General features: G+C 61.0%; 21 protein-coding genes and 1 rRNA gene. 10 read left to right on the forward strand and 12 right to left on the reverse strand.

Annotated elements, in window-relative coordinates:
- Positions 1-39 precede the first annotated feature (39 nt).
- The 4 genes from LOY53_RS08535 (at position 40) to LOY53_RS08550 (ending at position 2,010) form a co-directional block, all read left to right on the forward strand.
- Positions 40-444, forward strand: coding sequence for a TraR/DksA C4-type zinc finger protein (locus LOY53_RS08535; RefSeq protein WP_099453432.1), 405 nt, complete (start codon positions 40-42; stop codon positions 442-444).
- Positions 445-625: 181 nt separating this feature from the next.
- A complete protein-coding gene (locus LOY53_RS08540; protein WP_027596551.1) occupies positions 626-820 on the forward strand; it encodes a hypothetical protein in 195 nt (64 codons plus the stop codon).
- A 510-nt stretch (positions 821-1,330) separates the two neighbouring features.
- A complete protein-coding gene (locus tag LOY53_RS08545; RefSeq protein WP_027596550.1) occupies positions 1,331-1,801 on the forward strand; it encodes a hypothetical protein in 471 nt (156 codons plus the stop codon).
- Positions 1,798-2,010: a hypothetical protein gene (locus LOY53_RS08550; RefSeq protein ID WP_027596549.1), complete on the forward strand. Its 213-nt coding sequence runs from the start codon at positions 1,798-1,800 to the stop codon at positions 2,008-2,010. The genes LOY53_RS08545 and LOY53_RS08550 overlap by 4 nt, the downstream gene beginning before the upstream one ends.
- Before the next feature lie 12 nt (positions 2,011-2,022).
- Here LOY53_RS08550 and LOY53_RS08555 read toward each other — a convergent pair whose 3' ends face one another.
- The 7 genes from LOY53_RS08555 to LOY53_RS08585 form a co-directional block, all read right to left on the reverse strand.
- Positions 2,023-2,388: a Na+/H+ antiporter subunit G gene (locus tag LOY53_RS08555; RefSeq protein WP_027596548.1), complete on the reverse strand. Its 366-nt coding sequence runs from the start codon at positions 2,386-2,388 to the stop codon at positions 2,023-2,025.
- A complete protein-coding gene (locus tag LOY53_RS08560) occupies positions 2,385-2,663 on the reverse strand; it encodes a K+/H+ antiporter subunit F (RefSeq protein WP_003259015.1) in 279 nt (92 codons plus the stop codon). Before LOY53_RS08560 ends, LOY53_RS08555 begins: the two co-directional genes overlap by 4 nt.
- Positions 2,660-3,148: a Na+/H+ antiporter subunit E gene (locus tag LOY53_RS08565; protein ID WP_252827257.1), complete on the reverse strand. Its 489-nt coding sequence runs from the start codon at positions 3,146-3,148 to the stop codon at positions 2,660-2,662. The genes LOY53_RS08560 and LOY53_RS08565 overlap by 4 nt, the downstream gene beginning before the upstream one ends.
- On the reverse strand, positions 3,145-4,824 hold the full coding sequence (locus tag LOY53_RS08570) for a monovalent cation/H+ antiporter subunit D (RefSeq protein WP_027596546.1): 1,680 nt from the start codon (positions 4,822-4,824) through the stop codon (positions 3,145-3,147). The genes LOY53_RS08565 and LOY53_RS08570 overlap by 4 nt, the downstream gene beginning before the upstream one ends.
- Entirely contained in the window at positions 4,821-5,165 is a 345-nt protein-coding gene (locus LOY53_RS08575; RefSeq protein WP_003250128.1) for a Na+/H+ antiporter subunit C, read from the reverse strand. The genes LOY53_RS08570 and LOY53_RS08575 overlap by 4 nt, the downstream gene beginning before the upstream one ends.
- Positions 5,165-8,080 carry a monovalent cation/H+ antiporter subunit A gene (locus LOY53_RS08580; protein WP_099453436.1) on the reverse strand — a complete coding sequence of 972 codons (2,916 nt, stop codon included), beginning with the start codon at positions 8,078-8,080 and terminating at the stop codon, positions 5,165-5,167. The genes LOY53_RS08575 and LOY53_RS08580 overlap by 1 nt, the downstream gene beginning before the upstream one ends.
- 150 nt (positions 8,081-8,230) lie before the next feature.
- Positions 8,231-9,181, reverse strand: coding sequence for a DMT family transporter (locus tag LOY53_RS08585; RefSeq protein ID WP_099430943.1), 951 nt, complete (start codon positions 9,179-9,181; stop codon positions 8,231-8,233).
- An 83-nt stretch (positions 9,182-9,264) separates the two neighbouring features.
- Between LOY53_RS08585 and LOY53_RS08590 the strand changes: the two genes are divergently transcribed.
- Positions 9,265-9,828: a helix-turn-helix domain-containing protein gene (locus LOY53_RS08590; protein WP_099429969.1), complete on the forward strand. Its 564-nt coding sequence runs from the start codon at positions 9,265-9,267 to the stop codon at positions 9,826-9,828.
- A 25-nt stretch (positions 9,829-9,853) separates the two neighbouring features.
- On the opposite strand, the gene LOY53_RS08595 is transcribed toward LOY53_RS08590, so the two are convergent.
- The gene (locus tag LOY53_RS08595) at positions 9,854-10,402 is read right to left on the reverse strand and encodes a cysteine hydrolase family protein (RefSeq protein ID WP_099453438.1); all 549 of its coding nucleotides are present in this window, start codon (positions 10,400-10,402) and stop codon (positions 9,854-9,856) included.
- Between the two features lie 82 nt (positions 10,403-10,484).
- Here LOY53_RS08595 and LOY53_RS08600 point away from each other — a divergent pair, with 82 nt between their 5' ends.
- Both LOY53_RS08600 and LOY53_RS08605 read left to right on the forward strand, forming a co-directional pair.
- On the forward strand, positions 10,485-11,468 hold the full coding sequence (locus LOY53_RS08600; protein WP_258703860.1) for a GlxA family transcriptional regulator: 984 nt from the start codon (positions 10,485-10,487) through the stop codon (positions 11,466-11,468).
- 107 nt (positions 11,469-11,575) lie between these two features.
- Entirely contained in the window at positions 11,576-11,956 is a 381-nt protein-coding gene (locus LOY53_RS08605) for an antibiotic biosynthesis monooxygenase (protein ID WP_258703861.1), read from the forward strand.
- Here the strand turns inward: LOY53_RS08605 and LOY53_RS08610 are convergent.
- Together LOY53_RS08610 and LOY53_RS08615 are read right to left on the reverse strand one after the other, a co-directional pair.
- The gene (locus tag LOY53_RS08610) at positions 11,935-12,705 is read right to left on the reverse strand and encodes a S9 family peptidase (RefSeq protein WP_258703862.1); all 771 of its coding nucleotides are present in this window, start codon (positions 12,703-12,705) and stop codon (positions 11,935-11,937) included. The two genes, LOY53_RS08605 and LOY53_RS08610, sit on opposite strands and share 22 nt — an antisense overlap.
- On the reverse strand, positions 12,689-13,801 hold the full coding sequence (locus LOY53_RS08615) for a DUF3182 family protein (RefSeq protein ID WP_258703863.1): 1,113 nt from the start codon (positions 13,799-13,801) through the stop codon (positions 12,689-12,691). The genes LOY53_RS08610 and LOY53_RS08615 overlap by 17 nt, the downstream gene beginning before the upstream one ends.
- 227 nt (positions 13,802-14,028) lie before the next feature.
- Between LOY53_RS08615 and LOY53_RS08620 the strand changes: the two genes are divergently transcribed.
- Complete coding sequence (locus LOY53_RS08620; protein ID WP_252827262.1) at positions 14,029-15,837, forward strand: aminopeptidase P family protein; 1,809 nt, start codon at positions 14,029-14,031, stop codon at positions 15,835-15,837.
- A gap of 57 nt (positions 15,838-15,894) precedes the next feature.
- Here LOY53_RS08620 and LOY53_RS08625 read toward each other — a convergent pair whose 3' ends face one another.
- Positions 15,895-16,176: a hypothetical protein gene (locus LOY53_RS08625; protein ID WP_027596536.1), complete on the reverse strand. Its 282-nt coding sequence runs from the start codon at positions 16,174-16,176 to the stop codon at positions 15,895-15,897.
- Between the two features lie 191 nt (positions 16,177-16,367).
- Positions 16,368-17,255, reverse strand: coding sequence for a threonine/homoserine exporter RhtA (gene rhtA / locus LOY53_RS08630; protein WP_258703864.1), 888 nt, complete (start codon positions 17,253-17,255; stop codon positions 16,368-16,370).
- Between the two features lie 158 nt (positions 17,256-17,413).
- On the opposite strand from rhtA, the gene LOY53_RS08635 reads away from it, so the two are divergent.
- Positions 17,414-17,782, forward strand: a complete 369-nt coding sequence (locus LOY53_RS08635; protein ID WP_258703865.1) for a hypothetical protein — start codon at positions 17,414-17,416, stop codon at positions 17,780-17,782.
- A gap of 46 nt (positions 17,783-17,828) precedes the next feature.
- A 16S ribosomal RNA gene (locus LOY53_RS08640) occupies positions 17,829-19,365 on the forward strand.
- Positions 19,366-19,408: the final 43 nt, after the last annotated feature.

A 19,408-nucleotide genomic window follows, 5' to 3' on the forward strand; every position in this document is an offset into this window, starting at 1 on the left:
CCCGAATCGCCCAAATGCACATTTTTCATAGAGAAATCGATGACCAAGGAACAGTTGCTGGCCATGTCGGCCGATGACTACATGAACGCTGATCAGCTCGCCTTCTTCGCTGGCCTGCTGCAGTCGATGAAAGTCGAAACCCATGAGCGCATCGAGTTGAGCCGTGCCACCATCGAGGGCCTGGACACTCCGTCGGACCCTGCTGACGTGGCTTCAGTAGAAGAAGAGCGCAGCTGGCTGGTCAATGCCATCGACCGCGACCAGCGTTTGCTGCCACAGCTTGAAATGGCGCTGGACCGTATCACCGACGAGAGCTTCGGCTGGTGCGATGACAGTGGTGAGCCGATTGGCCTGAAGCGTTTGCTGATCAGCCCGACCACCAAGTACTGCATCGAAGCCCAGGAACGCCACGAGCAGCTCGACCGCCACCAGCGGCAGGTCTGATCGCGCGCAGTGCGTGAAGCCCCACGGAGCAATCCCTGGGGCTTTTTGCGTTTGTGCGCGACGGGCCCGGTTTTGTTGCCTGTGGTGTAACACTGCTGTACCGAGATGCGCTGTTTCCTTCCTGCAGGCAAGCGTATTATGGCTTTATCGTTAGGGTGCTAATTAAATTCCGGAGGGGATGATGAATAGCCGTGTCGATGTAGCCGTGATGATTGGCTCGGGGGTGCCTGCCACCCTGCAGGCGCTGGGCAAGCGTATATGTTGGGTGGTGCTGGTCAACGGCGAGCGCCGTGGCACGGCGTTCGCCACGCGTGACGAGGCCCTGGAGTGCCAGGCGGCCTGGATGCAGCAACTCAGAAAAGGCTTGGCCGCCTGACGGCCGTCATTGCTCCAGGTGGTGGGCCAGTTCACACGCGTCCTGATGCCGGCAGCGAAACCCTTTGACCCTTCCCGTGGCGCTTTCGGTGACATGAAAGAAGCGGATACCTGCCGGTATGACAACGTAACGTGGCGTTGCATGAGTGCTGGTGATGTAAGAAATGTTCTTTGCCTCTCGACGGATTTCGGTGTTTTCGTGCATATTCCTTCCCCAGTAATGCGCTGATGGATTTCAGAGCCCGTTCTGTCGAGCGCTCTGCAACTACCTATCGCATCTTTTCTGGCGGGTTTGTTGTCAGGCATTACGCTTCCCGCGTTGGGAATTTGCCGAAAACCTGCACTTAGGCCATATCTGGCAAGCCAGAGTAAAGAATCCTGCAGGCTGCAGTGCCAGCGGATACAGACATCAGCGCATCGCTTTATTACTCTTTTCGCCTATCGATATGTAATGGCCGTGCCTCACCGAGCGTGTGTGGGGGCGGGATGTAACCGATTGAGGATCACTTCATTGGCAGTCAGCACACTTGATACCCACGCCTTGTTCGCCCTGGGCGATTTGCGCGGTAAATTGGCCCAGCTGTTCCAGGGCCGCTTTGTTTATGTCACCGAACAAAGTCCTGAAGGCCTGTACATGGCCGAAATCGACACCGAAAGCGCATTGGTGGTCGATGACAAACAGCGTCTGGAACTGAAGGTTGGCGATCACTTCCGCGCTGCGGTATTGCCCAGCCGCGAGGGTGGCAAGCTGGAAATGCGCTTTCGAGACATCAAGTTCAACGTCTACGGTGTTGGCGACTACGCCTTTGTTTCCGTACCTGAAGGCGAGGGCGTCGTGTTGCGCGAAGGCAATGGCGTGATGCTGGTCTTTGCTGCGCAACAGCAAGTGCAGGAAGGGTTGGGTAAGCTGCTCAAGGCAGTGACTGGCAAAGTCGCGAAGTGGCGCAAGGGTGAGCTGACCACGTTCAAGGCCAGTGAATGACCGAGCGCGACAACGCGCCTGTGTCGCGTGCCGAGTTCCATCACCAGCACCAGGCGGATGCGCTGGCGCAAGCCGAACGGCTGTTGGCCCAACGTGAAGCGCTGCAAGGCGCTTGGCTAAACTGGGTGGCAGGCGAGCTCTATCGACTCAGCCCGCCACCGTACGCCGCCATGGTACGGCGTGAGTTGCAGCGCCTCAGCCAAGGGTGAGGCTGCAACCGGTCAATGGCCGCGGTCGCTACCGCTACTGACTTCTTCAGGTACCGCCTCTTTGGACATCCGCTTGCGAAACAGCGCAGCCCTGGCCAGCAAGAGTGTGGTGACCGGCACCGTGATCGACAGCAGGATCGGGATTAGCCAAGCGTGCAGAACGGGCCCTTCTTTAAGCCACGAAAAGTAGATGATCGAGGCCAGGGCAACGCACCATGCACCAATGGTGGAGGCCAGCGCGGGTGGGTGCATGCGCTGAAAGTAATCCTTCAGGCGCACCAGGCCCACGGCACCGATCAGGGCGAACAGGCTGCCGATCAGCAGCAGTGCGGCGGTGACCAGTTCAAGCCAGAAGGGCAGTTGTAGCGCTTCGGTCATTCGATCACCTCACCACGTAGCAGGAACTTGGCCAGGGCGAACGAGCCGACAAAGCCGAACAGTGCAATCAGCAGGGCACCTTCAAAGTAGGTGTCACTGGCATAACGGATCCCCAGCACCAGCATGGTCAGCATGGCCAGGATGTACAGGTAGTCCAGAGCCAGCACCCGGTCCTGAGCGGACGGGCCGCGGAACAGCCTGATCAGTGCCAGGGCCATGGCCAAAGCGAAGATGAACAGGCTGGCGAGTACAGCGTTGGCGAGCAGGCCTGTCATTGGAAAATCTCCATCAGCGGGCGTTCGTAGGTGTGCTTGAAGTGCTCGATGAAGGCGGCTTCATCCTCAAGGTCGAACACATGCAGCAGCAGCACGCTGCGGTCCAGCGCCAGTTCGGACCAGACCGTGCCAGGTACCACCGTGGTGATCATCGACAGGGCAGCCAAGCCATGGGCATCGCGCAGGGCCAGCGGAATGTGCACGAATGCCGAGCGCGGCGGCTGCTTGCCTGCACGCAGAACGCCGCGGGCCACCAACAGGTTGGACACGATCACATCCAGGCCGACCCGGCCAATCAGTTTGGTAATCACCCAAGGCCGCTGCACATGGGCGTGCTGAGGGCGTAGTGGGGCCATCAGCAGAGGCGCAAAAAAGCCGAGGATGGCACCCAGCAGCAGGTTGCCGGCGCTGACCGACAGGTTCAGCAGCAACCACAGGCCGAACAGCGAGACCGACAGCAGTGGGGCGGGAAACAGGCGTTTCATGGCAACACCTCCACGTCGAGGGAGGTCGGGCCGGGGATGGGCCGAGCGGCCATCACCGCTTTGATGTAGGTATCGGGTGCCTGCAGGCTGGCCGCCGTGTCCTGGGTGTAGCGCAGCAGCGGCTCGGCCTTGAGGCTGAGGATGATGCACAGGCCCAGCAGGATGACGATTGGCAGGCATTCATAACGACGCAGTAGCGGCGAGGGGCGCTCCTCAGGCTTCCAGAAACGCTGGATGCCCACGCGGCCGAAGGCGATCAACGACGCCATGCCGGACAGCACCAGCAGTGCCACCAGGCCCCAACCTGCCGCTGTTAGCGGTTGCTCCGGCGCGATACCCAGCCCCAGCGGGTTGAACAGCGCGTTGATCAGGTTGAGTTTGCCGACGAAGCCCGACAGCGGCGGCATGCCGATGATCAGCAGCGCGCAGGCGATGAAGCTCAGGCCGAGGAAGGCCATGGTCCAGGGAATGATTTGGCCGATCACCACCTTTTGTTCATCATCGAGGTTGATGCCCTTGGGTGGGTGCAGCGATTCCAGGGGCGAAGGCATGGCATCTTCTTCGTCATCCAGCGGCGCTTCATTGGCTGAACGCGAGCGCTCGACCAGTTCGGCGAGCAGGAACAACGCGCACAACGCCAGGGTCGAGTTGACCAGGTAGAACAAGGCCGCACCCGTTAACGCCGGCTGGGCAAAGCCGACGGCCGCGAGCAGGGTGCCGGCGGACACCAGGATGCTCAGGGCAGCCATGCGCTCCAGGCGCTGTGCGGCCAGTATCGAGACCGCCGCCACGGCCAGTGTAACCAGCCCCCCGTACACCAGCCACTCGCCGCCAAACTGCGCGGAGGCGCCGGCCTGCCCGGAGAACAGCAGCGTCCACAGGCGCAGCACGGCATACAGGCCGACCTTGGTCATGATCGCGAACAGCGCGGCAACCGGTGCACTGGCCGAGGCGTAGGCCGGCACCAGCCAGAAGTTCAGCGGCCAGATACCGGCCTTGGCCAGAAATGCCATGGCGAGGATCGCGGCGCCCGCATGCAGCAGGCCTCGGTCGGCCTCTGGCACCAGCGGGATCTTCAGCGCAAGGTCGGCCATGTTCAGGGTGCCTGTCACGCCATAGAGCATCGCCGCGCCCACCAGGAACAACGACGAAGCGAACAGGTTGATAGCGATATAGTGCAGGCCCGCCTTGACCCTGGCACGCCCCGAACCATGCAGCAGCAAACCGTAGGACGCGGCCAGCAGCACCTCGAAGAACACGAACAGGTTGAACAGGTCGGCGGTCAGGAAGGCACCGTACAGCCCCATCAGCTGGATCTGGAACAGCGCGTGGAAGCTGGCGCCGGCGCTGTCCCAGCGGGCTCGGGCAAACAGCAGGGCGCTGAAGCCGATGATGCCGGTCAGGGTCAGCAGCAAGGCAGACAGGTGGTCCACCACCAGCACGATGCCAAAGGGTGCTGGCCAGTTGCCCGGCAGGTAGACCCCGATCGATTCGGCCTGGCCCTGGGTGCGGACCCACAGCAGCAGGCTGACCGCGATGGCCAGGCCAGCGAAGGTGGACAGCAGGTTAAGCCGCGCCTTGATCCGCCGGTGTTTCTCGCCCAGCAACAGCATGATTGCCGCCGTGATGAGGGGCAGCAGGATGGGCGCGACGATCAGTTGACTCATACCACTCATTCGTCACGCTCCCGGCCATCGACGTGGTCGGTACCGGTCAAGCCGCGCGAGGCCAGCAGCACGACCAGAAACAGCGCGGTCATGGCGAAGCTGATGACGATGGCGGTCAGCACCAAGGCTTGCGGGAGCGGGTCGGTGTAGTGCAGCAAGTCTTGGGTGACGCCGTCCTTGATGATCGGTTCCTTGCCGATGAACAGGCTGCCCATGCTGAAGATGAACAGATTGACCCCGTACGACAACAGGCACAGGCCCATGATTACCTGGTAGGTCCGAGGGCGCAGGATCAACCACACCCCGGAGGCGGCCAGTACACCGATGGCGACTGCAATGACTTCTTCCATCAGGCGGCTCCTGCTTGGCTGGATTTCGACGGGTTGCCCGGGCGGTAAGCGCGTACCGATTGGTGCGCCAGGGCAGTGAGGATCAGCAGGGTCGAGCCGACCACCACGGTGTACACGCCGATGTCGAAGAACAGCGCGCTGGCCACATGCACATCACCCAGCACGGGCAGGTGCAAGTGGGCGGTGTGCGTCGTCAGGAAGGGGTAGCCCAGCAGCATGGCGCCTACCCCGGTCAGGGTCGCGCAGAGCAGGCCGGTGCCCATCCAGCGCAGCGGGCGCAGGCTCATCTGCGCTTCGACCCACTGGGTACCGGCGACCATGTACTGCAGGATGAACGCCACTGACATCACCAGGCCTGCGACAAAGCCGCCGCCCGGCTGGTTGTGGCCGCGCATGAACAGGTACATCGATACCAGCAGGGCGATCGGCAGCAACAGCCGCACCAGCACCGCAGGCACCATCATGAAGCCCAGCGCGGTGTCCGTAGCGTGGCGCGGGTTGATCAGGTCAGTGACCACGTCGGGCGCCAGCTGGCGTTGCTGGGCGGGTAGCTGCATGCTCTCCTTGGGTGGGCGGAAGCGTCGCAGCAGGGCGAATACGGTCAGGGCCACGGCGACCAGCACGGTGATTTCGCCGAGGGTGTCGAAGCCACGGAAATCGACCAGCATCACATTGACCACATTGGTGCCGCCGCCCTGGGGCAGGGCGCGGCTCAGGTAGAACGAAGAAATGTCGTTGGGGGTCGGCCGGGTCAGCATGGCATAGGACAGAATCGCCATGCCGCCGCCTACCAGCACGGCCAGCAACAGGTCGCGCAGGCGACGCATGCGGGCGCGCTCCAGGCTGCCGGGCAGCGGCGAAACGCCCTCGATACGGCGCGGCAGCCAGCGCAGGCCGAGCAGGATCAGCACGGTGGTGACCACTTCCACAACCAGTTGAGTCAGGGCCAGATCGGGTGCCGAGAACCAGACGAAGGTGATGCAGGTCATCAGGCCGCAGACACTGACCATGATCAAGGCGGCCAGGCGGTGATACTTGGCTTGGTAGGCGGCGCCGATGGCGCAGGCGATGGCGATCAGCCAGAGTGCGACAAATACACCGGAGCCCGGAATTTTCGGGCGCTCGCCCCAGGTCAGGCCGCTGTAGAGCATGGGTGTGAGACCGGCCAGAAACGCCGCCAGCACCAGCATGAACAGCTGCGATTGCAGGCGGCGCGTGGTCAGTAGGTTTTCGATTCGCCGGGCCAACAGCATCAGGTGGACCTGGCCATGCTCGAACAGACGTTTGCCATTGAAGCGCTCGATCAGCGGCGGATAAGGGAAGCGCCCCAGGCGCAACTGCTTGCGCAGCAGCAGGTACAGCACGATCCCGCCGCTCATGGCGATCAGGCTCATGATCAAGGGTGCATTCCAGCCGTGCCAGATGGCCAGGCTGTATTCCGGTAGCGTACCGCCCACCACCGGCAGGGCTGCCGCCGCCAGCAGCGGGCCTACCGACTGCGCGGGGAAAATACCGACCACCAAGCAGGTGAGCACCAGCAACTCGACCGGCGCACGCATCCAGCGCGGCGGTTCGTGGGGGGTATGGGGCAGGTCCTGGGCGGGTGGCCCGAAGAACACATCGACCGTGAAGCGCAGGGCGTAGGCCACGCTGAATGTACCGGCCAGGGTGGCGATTACCGGCAGGGCGGTTTCGACCCAGGCGGTGGAGCTGATGAATACCGTTTCGGCGAAGAACATCTCTTTCGACAGGAAGCCGTTCATCAGCGGCACGCCGGCCATCGAAGCGCTGGCTACCATGGCCAGGGTCGCGGTGTAGGGCACCAGGCGGATCAGGCCGCTAAGCCGTCGGATATCGCGTGTGCCACTCTCGTGGTCGATGATGCCGGCGGCCATGAACAGCGAGGCCTTGAAGGTGGCATGGTTGAGAATATGAAACACCGCGGCGACCGCTGCCAGCGGGCTATTGAGGCCCAGCAGCAGGGTGATCAGGCCTAGGTGGCTGATGGTGGAGTACGCCAGCAGGCCCTTGAGGTCGTTTTGGAACATCGCGGCGAAGGCGCCGAGCAGCAACGTGATGGCGCCGGCACCGCCGACGATCCAGAACCACTCCTCGCTGCCTGACAGCACAGGCCAAAGCCGCGCCAGCAGGAACACCCCGGCCTTGACCATGGTTGCCGAATGCAGATAGGCGGAGACCGGCGTGGGCGCTGCCATCGCGTGGGGCAGCCAGAACTGGAAGGGGAACTGCGCACTCTTGCTCAAGGCGCCAATCAGGATCAAAGGCAGCAGCACCGGGTACAGCGCGTGCTGGCGGATGAGGTCGCCGGCAGCCAGGACCTTGTCCAGGTCGTAGCTGCCGACCACATGGCCCAGTAGTAGCGCCCCGACCAGCAAGCATAGGCCGCCAGCACCCGTGACCATCAGCGCCATGTAGGCGCCGCGGCGGGCGTCGGCGCGGTGGTGCCAATAGCCGATCAGCAGGAACGAGAACAGGCTGGTCAGCTCCCAGAAGAACACCAGCTGGATTAGGTTGCCGGATATTACCAGGCCTAGCATCGCGCCCATGAACGCGAGGAAGAAGGCGAAGAAGCGCGGTACCGGATCCTGCGGCGACATGTAGTAGCGGGCGTACAGCGACACCAGTGTGCCGATGCCCAGTACCAGCAGCGAGAACAGCCAGGCGAAGCCGTCCATGCGCAATACAAGGTTCAACCCCAGGCTGGGCAGCCAGAGGAATTCCTCGCGAATCACGCCACCGTGGGCAACTTGGGGGTACAGCAGTGCTACCTGGACCGTACCGACCAAGGCGACAAGCCCGGCGAGTATGGACTCGGCGTTTCGTGCGTTGTGCGGCAGCACGGCTGCCAGGCAACTGCCCACGAACGGCAGAAGCAATAGCACTATCAAGGACATAGCGTTCTATTCTGGAGAGGTTTGCCAAGGATCATACGTGCCGAGCAGTTGATCACCAACACGCAAGCTGTCGCAGAATCGTACAAATACGGTGTGACAAGGTATTTTTTTATAACAGTTTTTTACAAAGCATAGCTGGAGTTGGCCGGTTTACAGGCCTGTTTGGTGCTCGGCTTCATCCTGCGCTTCGCGCGTTGTGGCGCTTTCGCGGGGGCGGCGCACCTTCAATTCGCTGACCACCACGGCGATCACGATCAGCAGCCCGCCAATCAACGCCACACCGGGCAGACGCTCGCCGGCAATGCGCCCAACGATCCCGGCCCACACAGGCTCGCCCGCATAGATCAGCGTGGCGCGGGTGGGTGAAACCGACTTTTGTGCCCAGTTCATGGCCAGCTGGATCACTGCGCTCATGGCGCCGAGCCCCACCGCACTCATCACCAACAGCCAGGAGAAGTCGGGGAGGCGCTCCTGGGTCGGCACGATCATCAGGAATGACAGCAACGACGCGGTGGCCAGCTGCACCACGGTCACGCGGCGCACATCGACCTGGCCGGCATAGCGGCTGATCAGGATGATCTCGCCGGCGATGGCGATGGCGCTGACCAGGGTCACCATCTCGCCTTCGCTGAAGTGCAAGCTGCCGCCTTCCGGCCCTGCCAACAGCATCAGGCCAAGGAATGCCAGGCAGATGCCGAGGCTCGGCATGAGGCCTGGGCGACGGCCAAGCACCAGCCATTGCAACAACGGCACGAAGGGTACATACAGCGCGGTGATGAACGCGGACTGGCTGCTGCTGATGGTTTGCAGGCCCATGGTCTGCAAGCCGTAGCCGAGCATGATCGAGACGCCGATCAATACGCCCGCCTTAAGTTCGGTAAAGGTAAGACCCGACAGCGCGCGCGCCGAGATCGCGCCAACGAACAGCGCCGCCGCGGCAAAGCGCAGGCCGACGAAGAACATCGGGCCGCTGACCGTCATCACGTTATGCACCAGCAAGAAGGTGCCGCCCCACAACATGGTGATGAACACCAGCATCAGTTCGGCTTTGCTCAGGCGCAAAGAAACGCGTGTATTGGGCTTGCAGGTGGGTTGGCTCATGGTCTTGCGCACTCGGAGGGGGTGGCGCACAATCTGCGCAAAGTGGGCAGTATACTGCGCAGTCACGATCAGCGAGCAATACAGTGCACAAAAATTCCACGCACCGGGCATCGGTGTTACAGCATGTCAGCCTTAATGTTCGCAGCCTGCGTCACGCAGCGGGTATGAGCCAGTCTGCCTTGGCCGAGCGGTCTGGCGTTAGCCGACGAATGCTGGTGGCGATCGAAGCGGGTGAGAAAAATGTCAGCCTTACCACGCTCGATTTGATCGCCGAAGCCTTGGGGGTGGCGTTCAGTACGTTGATCCAGGCGCCCGAGCGGCGGGACCCCAGCCGCATCGACGAACTGGCCTGGGCCGGTGAGCACCCGCAAAGCAAGGCAGTGCTGCTGGGTAGCAGTACCGCCCGGCGTGAGGTCGAACTCTGGGAGTGGACCCTGGCACCGGGCGAGTGCTATGTCAGCGAGGCCGATGCCGATGGCTGGAGCGAACAGATCTATGTGGCCGAAGGGCAGCTCACATTAGTCATCGAGCAGGCCGAGTATTGCCTGCAGGTTGGCCAGTTTCATGTCTTCCCCAGCAACTGTCGCTACGCCTACCGCAACGATGGCGCCGTGGCGGTGCGGTTTGTGCGAAATGTGGTGATCTGACACTCGCTTTAAAGATGGGGCGCGATCATTTGCCGAGCAGCTCATCGGTCTTCACCACCTTGGCGTAGGCAAACGCCAGGGCCGCCATCGCCGAGTCGTGTACATGGGCTGCCGGCACCTGTTTGCCATCGAACTCCAGCGGCAAGGTCGCGCAGGCATCGTGCGCCACAGTCACGTCATAGCCATAATCGGCGGCGGCGCGGGTCGCTGCATCGATGCACATGTGGCTCATGCTGCCGACGATGGTCAGTGCCTCGACCCCTTGCTGGTCCAGCGTGTGTTTAAGGTTGGTACCGAGAAACGCATTGACCTTGTGCTTGAGCACCACCGGCTCACCGGCCTTGGGTTGCACCTTGGCGTGGATGGCCGCGCCGGGTGAGTCCGGTGCGAAGAATGGCGCATCGGCACTTTCGAACTCATGCCGCACATGCACCACCAGATCGCCCCGTTCACGCGCGGCCGCCAACAGCCGGGCGGCGTTGTCGGCTGCCTGGTCTGCGCCGTCGAGGGTCCATTTGCCACCGGGAAAATAGTCGTTCTGGATGTCGATGATGATCAGGGCTTGCTTGCTCATGTTGCCTCCTGCGGCAGTGGTCGTTGGATGACGATAGTTATAGGCTGTGCGCTTCGACCTGAGGATTGGCACGACCGACACAATGAGGGCAAAAACTGACAACCCTGCGAGCCTGGACATCGGCCTCCTGCTTTACCCAGGGGCGCAGCGCGCGGCCGTGCATGGCCTGACCGACCTGTTCACGGTGGCCAACCGGGTTGCCGCCGAACTGGGCGCTGTCGAGCTGCCGCAGATCCGCGTCAGCCATTGGCAGGTCGATGAAGCGGGGTTGCTGCAGTTGGTTGAGGATAGCGGCTCTGAGGCGGCCACGGCGCTGAGGGTGATGATCATTCCGCCGAGCCTGGACTCGGCGCCAAACGCTGAGCTGCTTGCGCGCCATCGCCTGCCTTTGAATCAGCTCCACGGGCGCGGCACGGTGCTGGCGTCGGTGTGTATCGGCGTGTTTTTCATCGCGGCCAGTGGCCTGCTCGACGGGCGCCCGGCCTGTACCCACTGGAACTACGTGCAAGCGCTTGCGCAGCGTTTTCCCCTGGTGCGGGTGGAGGCGAACCAGCCGCTGCTGGACGACGGTGACATCATGACGTCGGCCGGGCTAATGGCCTGGACCGAGCTGGGCTTGCGCCTGCTGGAGCGGTTTATGGGGGTGACGGTGGCGCGCGAGACGGCTCGCTACCTGGCGGTCGAGCCCGTGGCGGCGCCGTTGCCGGGGGCATTGTTCAACCCCCGCCTGGACCATGGCGATGAGGCAGTGCTCAAAGTGCAGCACTGGTTACAGGGCGATGGTGGGCAGGATGCCGACCTGGCCGCCATGGCCGCTTGTGCAGGCCTTGAGCAGCGGACCTTTCTGCGGCGCTTTCGAGCTGCCACCGGTTTACGCCCGACCGAGTATTGCCAGCAAGTACGGGTAGGGCGCGCCTGTCGGTTGCTGGAATTTACCCGGCGCAATGTCGAACAGATCGCCTGGGGTGTTGGCTATCAGGACCCGGGCGCTTTCCGCAAAGTGTTTCAGCGCATCACCGGTTTGACGCCCAGTGAATATCGACGACGCTTTGCGGTTTCAGGTTGAGCCAGCGACCGCCCGTGCGGCAGCAAAAAACACTTGACCTTGACTTAACTTGAGGTTTTACCCTGCTCACCATCACGCCATTGGCGTCCGGAGCAAGGAGACTTTTCATGACGGCAACGCCTCATTCTCTGTGGTTTACCCAGATGATCGAATACGAAGTGCCTGCGCTGCAGCAAGTGGCGTTGGCCCAGGCCCTGGTGGTACGCAGCGAAGCATTGGCCTCAGGTTGTGAGGGCTTGCAGGGCGTGAGCATCCAGGCCAGTGATGATGGCAGCCGGGTCCTCCAGTACCTGCAATGGCAATCGCGCCAGGCCTGGGCGGCGGCCGCAGACCGTTTCGTTGAAGAACCCTTTCTCGACCTGCTGTGTCAGCACCAGGCGCGGGGCGTCAACTTCGCGGCCTACCAGACACTGCGCAGCTTGGTCCGTAATGCCGACGGTGGCCTGCACTGCCAGGTCGGTGAGCTTCAGGCATACCAGGGCGCGTAGTGTGGATAGCGGTCCAGGCGAGCGCCAATGACCATCTCGCTGATCCATGACGTGAGGATCGAGCTGTAGGCTTTCTGGCTTTCTTCGCTGGACAAGGCGTGGTCGGCACCGTCGACGATGCGGTGCGTCAGCGAATGGGCGCTGATGAATGCCGAGCGGTAGCTCATCAATGTGCTGTGGGGCACATAGTCGTCTTGTTCAGACTCCACCAGTAACACATCGCCGCCGAATTCGGCGCACGCGGCCAGTGCGCGGTTATCCGCCGGGCCAAGCTGGCGCTGGCGGTAGGCGTTCAGCCGCTGCCGATCAAGGGTTTGCTTGGGGATGTCCCACTCATCGTCCCAGTACAGGGCAGGCACCCGCATTGCTAGCCAGCGTACTGACCGCAACCGCGTCAACAAGGTGGCCAGGTAGCCGCCATAGCTGCTGCCAATGATGGCGATGGCAGTGCTATCCACGTTGGGGTGGCTGACCAGGCGGTCGTAGGCTGCCAGCAGGTCGTTGAGGTTCTGTTCGCGGGTGACGGTAAGGCGTTGGCTTTTGGTCTTTTCGTGCCCGCGCAAGTCGAAGGTCATGCACACGCACCCCAGCCCGGTAATGTGCCGGGCGCGGGCCAGGTCGCGTTGCTGGCTTCCGCCCCAGCCGTGGACGAAGAGTATGCCGGGCATCTTGCTACCAGGGCTGACCAGGGTGCCGACGATGCTGTCATTCTCAACGTGCAGCTCAATGATCTCACTCTGAATGCTCATGTTCGCGAATCCGCGCAAATTTGCTGAGTTGTCCGAGTTCACTGTCGATTCCTTGGTAGAAGAGGGTGGCGTCAGTGGGCAGGTCGGGGGTGCCGAACACTTCATGGGTCGAAGCACGGACGCGCTGCAGTGTGGGGTCAGTTGCGAAGGCCTGCAGGGCCAGCAGTTCTGCACTGCTGGCACCGCCCAGACGCCAGGATTGTTCAAGCACGCCGCTGCGTACATGGCCTTGGGCGGTGGTGCCGCGGGCAATGTCGTAGTTACGTCTTGACGCTACGAAGCCTGGGAAGTGCTGCTCGGCGGCACGTTCGTAGACCATGGCTTGGTTGATCGCCAGGCGCAGGTGGTCTTCCAGCGGCAGCTGCAGCAACGCCTGGTAATCACCGCGCACCACGACCAGGTCGGAGCCGCCATAGACCTCTGTGCCCTGGTGGTCGTGCGTCAGTTGCTGAGTGCCGTGGTAGCTGCAGGTCAGGCCGGCGACACGCACTTGGCCGACACTGAAGGTCTGCACCTCGCTCAGGTCTTCTTCTAGCACCAACCCCCAGACGGCCAGGTCTTGGTCGTCCATGTCGGCCAGTAACGGCTCCAGCGCATGCAGTGTGTCGATGACCTGCTGCCCCCGCCCGGCACAGGCCAGCACCGGCTTGATCCGTAGAGGTCCATCGAGCAGGAGCAAGCGTGCGGCATTGCGAGCGTCGGCCTTGCTGAAGACGGTATAGCCGCGCAATAGCGCATCACTGGCCTGAAGGGCGAAGGCGTCGGTCCAGCCTGGAGGGAAGCTGGCGTTGGCCGGCAGCGGGTGGGAAATCGCCTTGGTCGCCATATAAGGGTAAGCGACCAGCCCGCCAAACAGATCCTGTTCGGTGCGGATACCCAAGGCTGCATGGCGCTGCGGGTCGATCAGCGTTTCGGTCGGCAGGTAGTAGTAGCGGTCACTGGACGTGGTGGGCGGGTCGAGATACACGTGTGCGCAACCCAGCAGTTGCGCCAGGCCATCGGCAAGCTTGAGGTGCACAGCATGTTCATGGTCAGGCGTGTGCTGGCGGGTGTCGAGCAGCACAACGGCGGTTTTCGCGTCACAGGCAGCGGGCATAGGGGTTGGCCTGTCTGCAATGAATGTACTTGGTGTGAAGCCGGCGCTTTTGGGAAGTTCAGCAGGATGTGATCGGTGGTCCTGGTTCTGCTGTAGGAAACGTCCTGATTGCAGAGGGCGTGATGGGCAATGCATGCCGCAGGCCGGTCGCCGTGATTGCAGGGCAGGGGTGGCTGTACCATTATCGATGGTCTGAAATCAGTAGAGATGTTTTCGCAGGAGTGCGCATGAACGTTCAGACCACGATTGAGCAAGCTGTGCCGGAGCGCCTGGCGCAGGTGCGTCAGGCCATGGCCGCAGAGGGGGTCGATGCGCTGCTGGTGCCCTCGGCCGATCCTCATCTTTCCGAGTACCTGCCTGGCTACTGGCAGGGGCGCCAATGGCTGTCTGGTTTCCACGGGTCGGTCGGCACGCTGGTGGTCACGGCGGGGTTTGCCGGGCTCTGGGTTGACAGCCGCTATTGGGAGCAGGCCGAGCACGAGCTGGCAGGCAGCGGCATCGAACTGATGAAGCTGCTGCCAGGCAAGCCGGGCGCGCTGGAATGGCTGGGTGAGCATGTCGAGCCACAGGGCGTTGTGGCAGTGGACGGTGCTGTGATGGCCTTGGCGTCGGCGCGTTTGCTGGGTGAGCGTCTGAAGGCCCGGGATGTGCGGCTGGTGACGGACAAAGACGTGCTTGGCAAGGTTTGGGAGGGGCGCCCGTCACTGCCGAGCAACCCGGTCTACCAACATTTGCCGCCGCATGCCACGCAGAACCGGGCAGACAAACTCGGCCAGTTGCGTGAGGCTTTGAAGGCCAAGGGCGCTGACTGGCATTTGATAGCCACCCTGGATGACATCGCCTGGCTCTTCAATCTGCGTGGCAGTGATGTGTCCTACAACCCGGTGTTTGTTTCCTTTGCCCTGATCAGTCAGCAGCAGGCGACGGTGTTCGTTGGCCAGGACAAGGTCGATAAACATCTGCGCCATGTGTTGTCGGTTGATGGGATTGAGGTGCGTGACTATGCCGAAATCGGTCAGGCCCTGGGCGCCGTGCCTTCAGGCAGTCGCCTGCTGCTCGACCCGGCGCGGGTCACCTGCGGTTTGCTGAAAAACCTGGCCTCAGGCGTTGAGCTGGTCGAGGGGGTCAACCCCACCACGCTGAGCAAGTCGTGCAAGGGTGAGGATGATCTTGTGCATATTCGCCGGGCCATGGAGCAGGACGGCGCCGCCTTGTGCGAATTTTTCGCTTGGTTCGAGGGCGCTCTGGGCCATGAGGTCATTACCGAGCTGACGGTCGATGAGCGATTGAGCGCCGCCCGTGCTCGCCGTCCAGACTTCGTGTCGTTGAGTTTCTCGACCATTGCCGCCTTTAATGGCAATGGCGCGATGCCTCATTACCGCGCCACCGAGCAATCGCATGCCATCATCGAAGGCGACGGTTTACTGCTGATCGATTCCGGGGGGCAGTACCTGGGAGGGACTACCGACATTACCCGGATGGTGCCGGTGGGTAACCTTACGCTTGAGCAGAAGCAGGATTGCACGCGTGTGCTCAAGGGCATGATTGCGCTATCGCGCGCCACCTTCCCCCGCGGGATCCTCTCGCCGCTGCTCGATGCCATCGCCCGGGCACCGATCTGGGCCGATCAGGTGGACTATGGCCACGGCACCGGCCATGGGGTGGGTTACTTCATGAATGTCCACGAAGGGCCGCAGGTGATTGCTTATCAGGCGGCGCCCACGCCCCAGACAGCCATGCAGGCGGGCATGATCAGCTCGATCGAGCCGGGTACTTACCGGCCGCGTGAGTGGGGCGTGCGCATTGAGAACCTGGTGGTTAGCCGAGAAGCGGGCAAGAGTGTGTTCGGCGATTTCCTGAACTTCGAGACTTTGACGCTTTGCCCGATCGACACACGCTGCCTGCTGCCCGAGTTGCTTGCCAAGGAAGAGTTGGCGTGGCTGAACCGTTACCACGCGAGTGTGCATGAGCGTCTTGCGCCGCTGTTGAAGGGCGAGGCCCTGGCGTGGCTGCAGGCGCGTACCGCGCCGCTGTGATGGCAAATAAAAAGGGCAGCGCTCGCGCTGCCCTTTGAACTCAATGCCTGGTGGTCATCACTTGCAGATGACGATCATGCTGCGGCTGGTATAGCCAGCCGGGTTGATGCCGAACAGGTAATCACCTTGCTCTTCGTCGGTATCGCCGGAGCGAGCAATGACTTTGTAACCGCGGGTGCTGCAGGAGGTGGCGGCCTTGCTGTAGCAATTATCCCACGATGAGGAGAGGCCGGAGCAATTGATATGTAGGCCTTTCTTACCCTTTTTGACCTCAGTCTTGGCCGTGGCGGCACATCCAGCAATAGCCAAAATGGCCAGAATGAGCAAAATACGTTTCATTCCCTTCCTTAAATGCAGGGCGGATCATTTGTCGGGCCCTGTCGTTGTCACTGCTGTCTTCCTGAAAAATCCCCAGCGTCCGTCTTCGGTCCACCAGATCGCGTAAAGTTATTGATTCTGTGTGACAGCTTAATCAGCGAGACGGGCCGCTACAATCACTAATCCTGTCTCAAATGAAAATAGTTCTCATATCAGTCGGCGGCGACGGGTGGGGTTGGCGTCTGGCGCATCGACAACGTGGTGCCCACCGACGCGACGATGATGGCGAGAATCGCGAGCCATTGGGTGGCGCTCAATACCTCGCCGAGGAACAGAAGGCCTGAAAGTGCACCAAACGCTGGCTCGATGCTCATCAGGGTGCCGAAGGTACGTGCGGGCATGCGGGTCAGGGCAACCATTTCCAGGCTATAGGGCAGGGCGGTGGACAGTATCGCGACACCCAGTGCCATTGGAATGACCGCTGGGGTGACCAGTGCGCTGCCGGCATGAATTACGCCGATGGGTGCAACGAACAGGGCGGCCACCACGACGCCGAGAGCGGCGCTCTGAATGCCGTGCTCGGCGCCGGCGCGTTGCCCGAACAGGATATACAGCGCCCAGCACACCCCCGCACCCAAGGCATACGCAGCGCCTACCGGGTCCAGGGCCTGGCCGCCATCGCCTGCTGGCAGCAACAGGAGAAGCCCGGCGATCGCCATCGCGATCCAGAGAAAGTCGATAGGGCGGCGCGAGGAGAAGATCGCCACCGCGAGTGGCCCCGTGAACTCCAGTGCCACGGCGATACCGATAGGTACTGTCTGCAGCGCCATATAGAAGAGGAAGTTCATGCCCCCGAGTGCCATGCCATAGATAATGACATTACGCAGAGTGTTGGCGGTCATGCGGACGCGCCATGGGCGCAGTATGAGCAGCATGATGATACTGGCGAAGATCAGGCGCAGGGCTGTGGTGCCTTGGGCGCCGATGATGGGGAACATGCTTTTGGCCAGTGATGCACCGGACTGTATGGATGCCATGGCGATCAGCAGCAGGCCGATAGGGAAGAGGGTGGCGGCCAGGCTGCGGGGTTGGGTGTTCATCTCTGCGCGGCGATCCTTGGGCGGGTAGGGTGTGCACTATAGTGCGCACTTACGTGGGCAGAGGGCAAGATGTCACGCTTTTGAAATTAAAGGTTGACGGGGTTTCGAATCCCCTTATAATGCGCCCCACTTCCAGCGTGATTGGAACGAGAAACTCCTTGAATATCAACGAGTTAATCGATTCAGGTAGTGTTGAAAGGGCTCCGATCGAAAGATCGTCAGCGGTTGAAAAGGTGGTTGACAGCGTTTCTAAACGCTGTATGATTCGCCTCCCGCTACGAGAGATCGCAGCGAGCCAAGTGTTTGAAGCTAAACGAGTTTCTCGCGAAAAACTTCAAAATAAACGCTTGACAGGCTCTGAGGAAAGCGTAGAATGCGCGCCTCGGTTGAGACGAAAAGCTCTTAACCAAACGCTCTTTAACAAATTGAATCAAGCAATTCGTGTGGGTGCTTGTGAGTATGGACTGATAGTCACAAAGATTATCAGCATCACAAGTGACCATGCGAGAAATCACATAGTCATTTGAGATTGCTGAGCCAAGTTTAGGGTTTCTTAAAAACCCAAGCAGTATTGAACTGAAGAGTTTGATCATGGCTCAGATTGAACGCTGGCGGCAGGCCTAACACATGCAAGTCGAGCGGATGAGAAGAGCTTGCTCTTCGAATCAGCGGCGGACGGGTGAGTAATGCCTAGGAATCTGCCTGGTAGTGGGGGACAACGTTTCGAAAGGAACGCTAATACCGCATACGTCCTACGGGAGAAAGCAGGGGACCTTCGGGCCTTGCGCTATCAGATGAGCCTAGGTCGGATTAGCTAGTTGGTGGGGTAATGGCTCACCAAGGCGACGATCCGTAACTGGTCTGAGAGGATGATCAGTCACACTGGAACTGAGACACGGTCCAGACTCCTACGGGAGGCAGCAGTGGGGAATATTGGACAATGGGCGAAAGCCTGATCCAGCCATGCCGCGTGTGTGAAGAAGGTCTTCGGATTGTAAAGCACTTTAAGTTGGGAGGAAGGGCAGTAAGCGAATACCTTGCTGTTTTGACGTTACCGACAGAATAAGCACCGGCTAACTCTGTGCCAGCAGCCGCGGTAATACAGAGGGTGCAAGCGTTAATCGGAATTACTGGGCGTAAAGCGCGCGTAGGTGGTTTGTTAAGTTGGATGTGAAAGCCCCGGGCTCAACCTGGGAACTGCATCCAAAACTGGCAAGCTAGAGTACGGTAGAGGGTGGTGGAATTTCCTGTGTAGCGGTGAAATGCGTAGATATAGGAAGGAACACCAGTGGCGAAGGCGACCACCTGGACTGATACTGACACTGAGGTGCGAAAGCGTGGGGAGCAAACAGGATTAGATACCCTGGTAGTCCACGCCGTAAACGATGTCAACTAGCCGTTGGAATCCTTGAGATTTTAGTGGCGCAGCTAACGCATTAAGTTGACCGCCTGGGGAGTACGGCCGCAAGGTTAAAACTCAAATGAATTGACGGGGGCCCGCACAAGCGGTGGAGCATGTGGTTTAATTCGAAGCAACGCGAAGAACCTTACCAGGCCTTGACATGCAGAGAACTTTCCAGAGATGGATTGGTGCCTTCGGGAACTCTGACACAGGTGCTGCATGGCTGTCGTCAGCTCGTGTCGTGAGATGTTGGGTTAAGTCCCGTAACGAGCGCAACCCTTGTCCTTAGTTACCAGCACGTTATGGTGGGCACTCTAAGGAGACTGCCGGTGACAAACCGGAGGAAGGTGGGGATGACGTCAAGTCATCATGGCCCTTACGGCCTGGGCTACACACGTGCTACAATGGTCGGTACAGAGGGTTGCCAAGCCGCGAGGTGGAGCTAATCTCACAAAACCGATCGTAGTCCGGATCGCAGTCTGCAACTCGACTGCGTGAAGTCGGAATCGCTAGTAATCGCGAATCAGAATGTCGCGGTGAATACGTTCCCGGGCCTTGTACACACCGCCCGTCACACCATGGGAGTGGGTTGCACCAGAAGTAGCTAGTCTAACCTTCGGGAGGACGGTTACCACGGTGTGATTCATGACTGGGGTGAAGTCGTAACAAGGTAGCCGTAGGGGAACCTGCGGCTGGATCACCTCCTTAATCGACGACATCAGCCTGCTGATGAGCTCCCACACGAATTGCT

The organism is Pseudomonas sp. B21-031 (assembly GCF_024748985.1).
GTDB classification, from domain to species: Bacteria; Pseudomonadota; Gammaproteobacteria; order Pseudomonadales; family Pseudomonadaceae; genus Aquipseudomonas; species Aquipseudomonas kermanshahensis.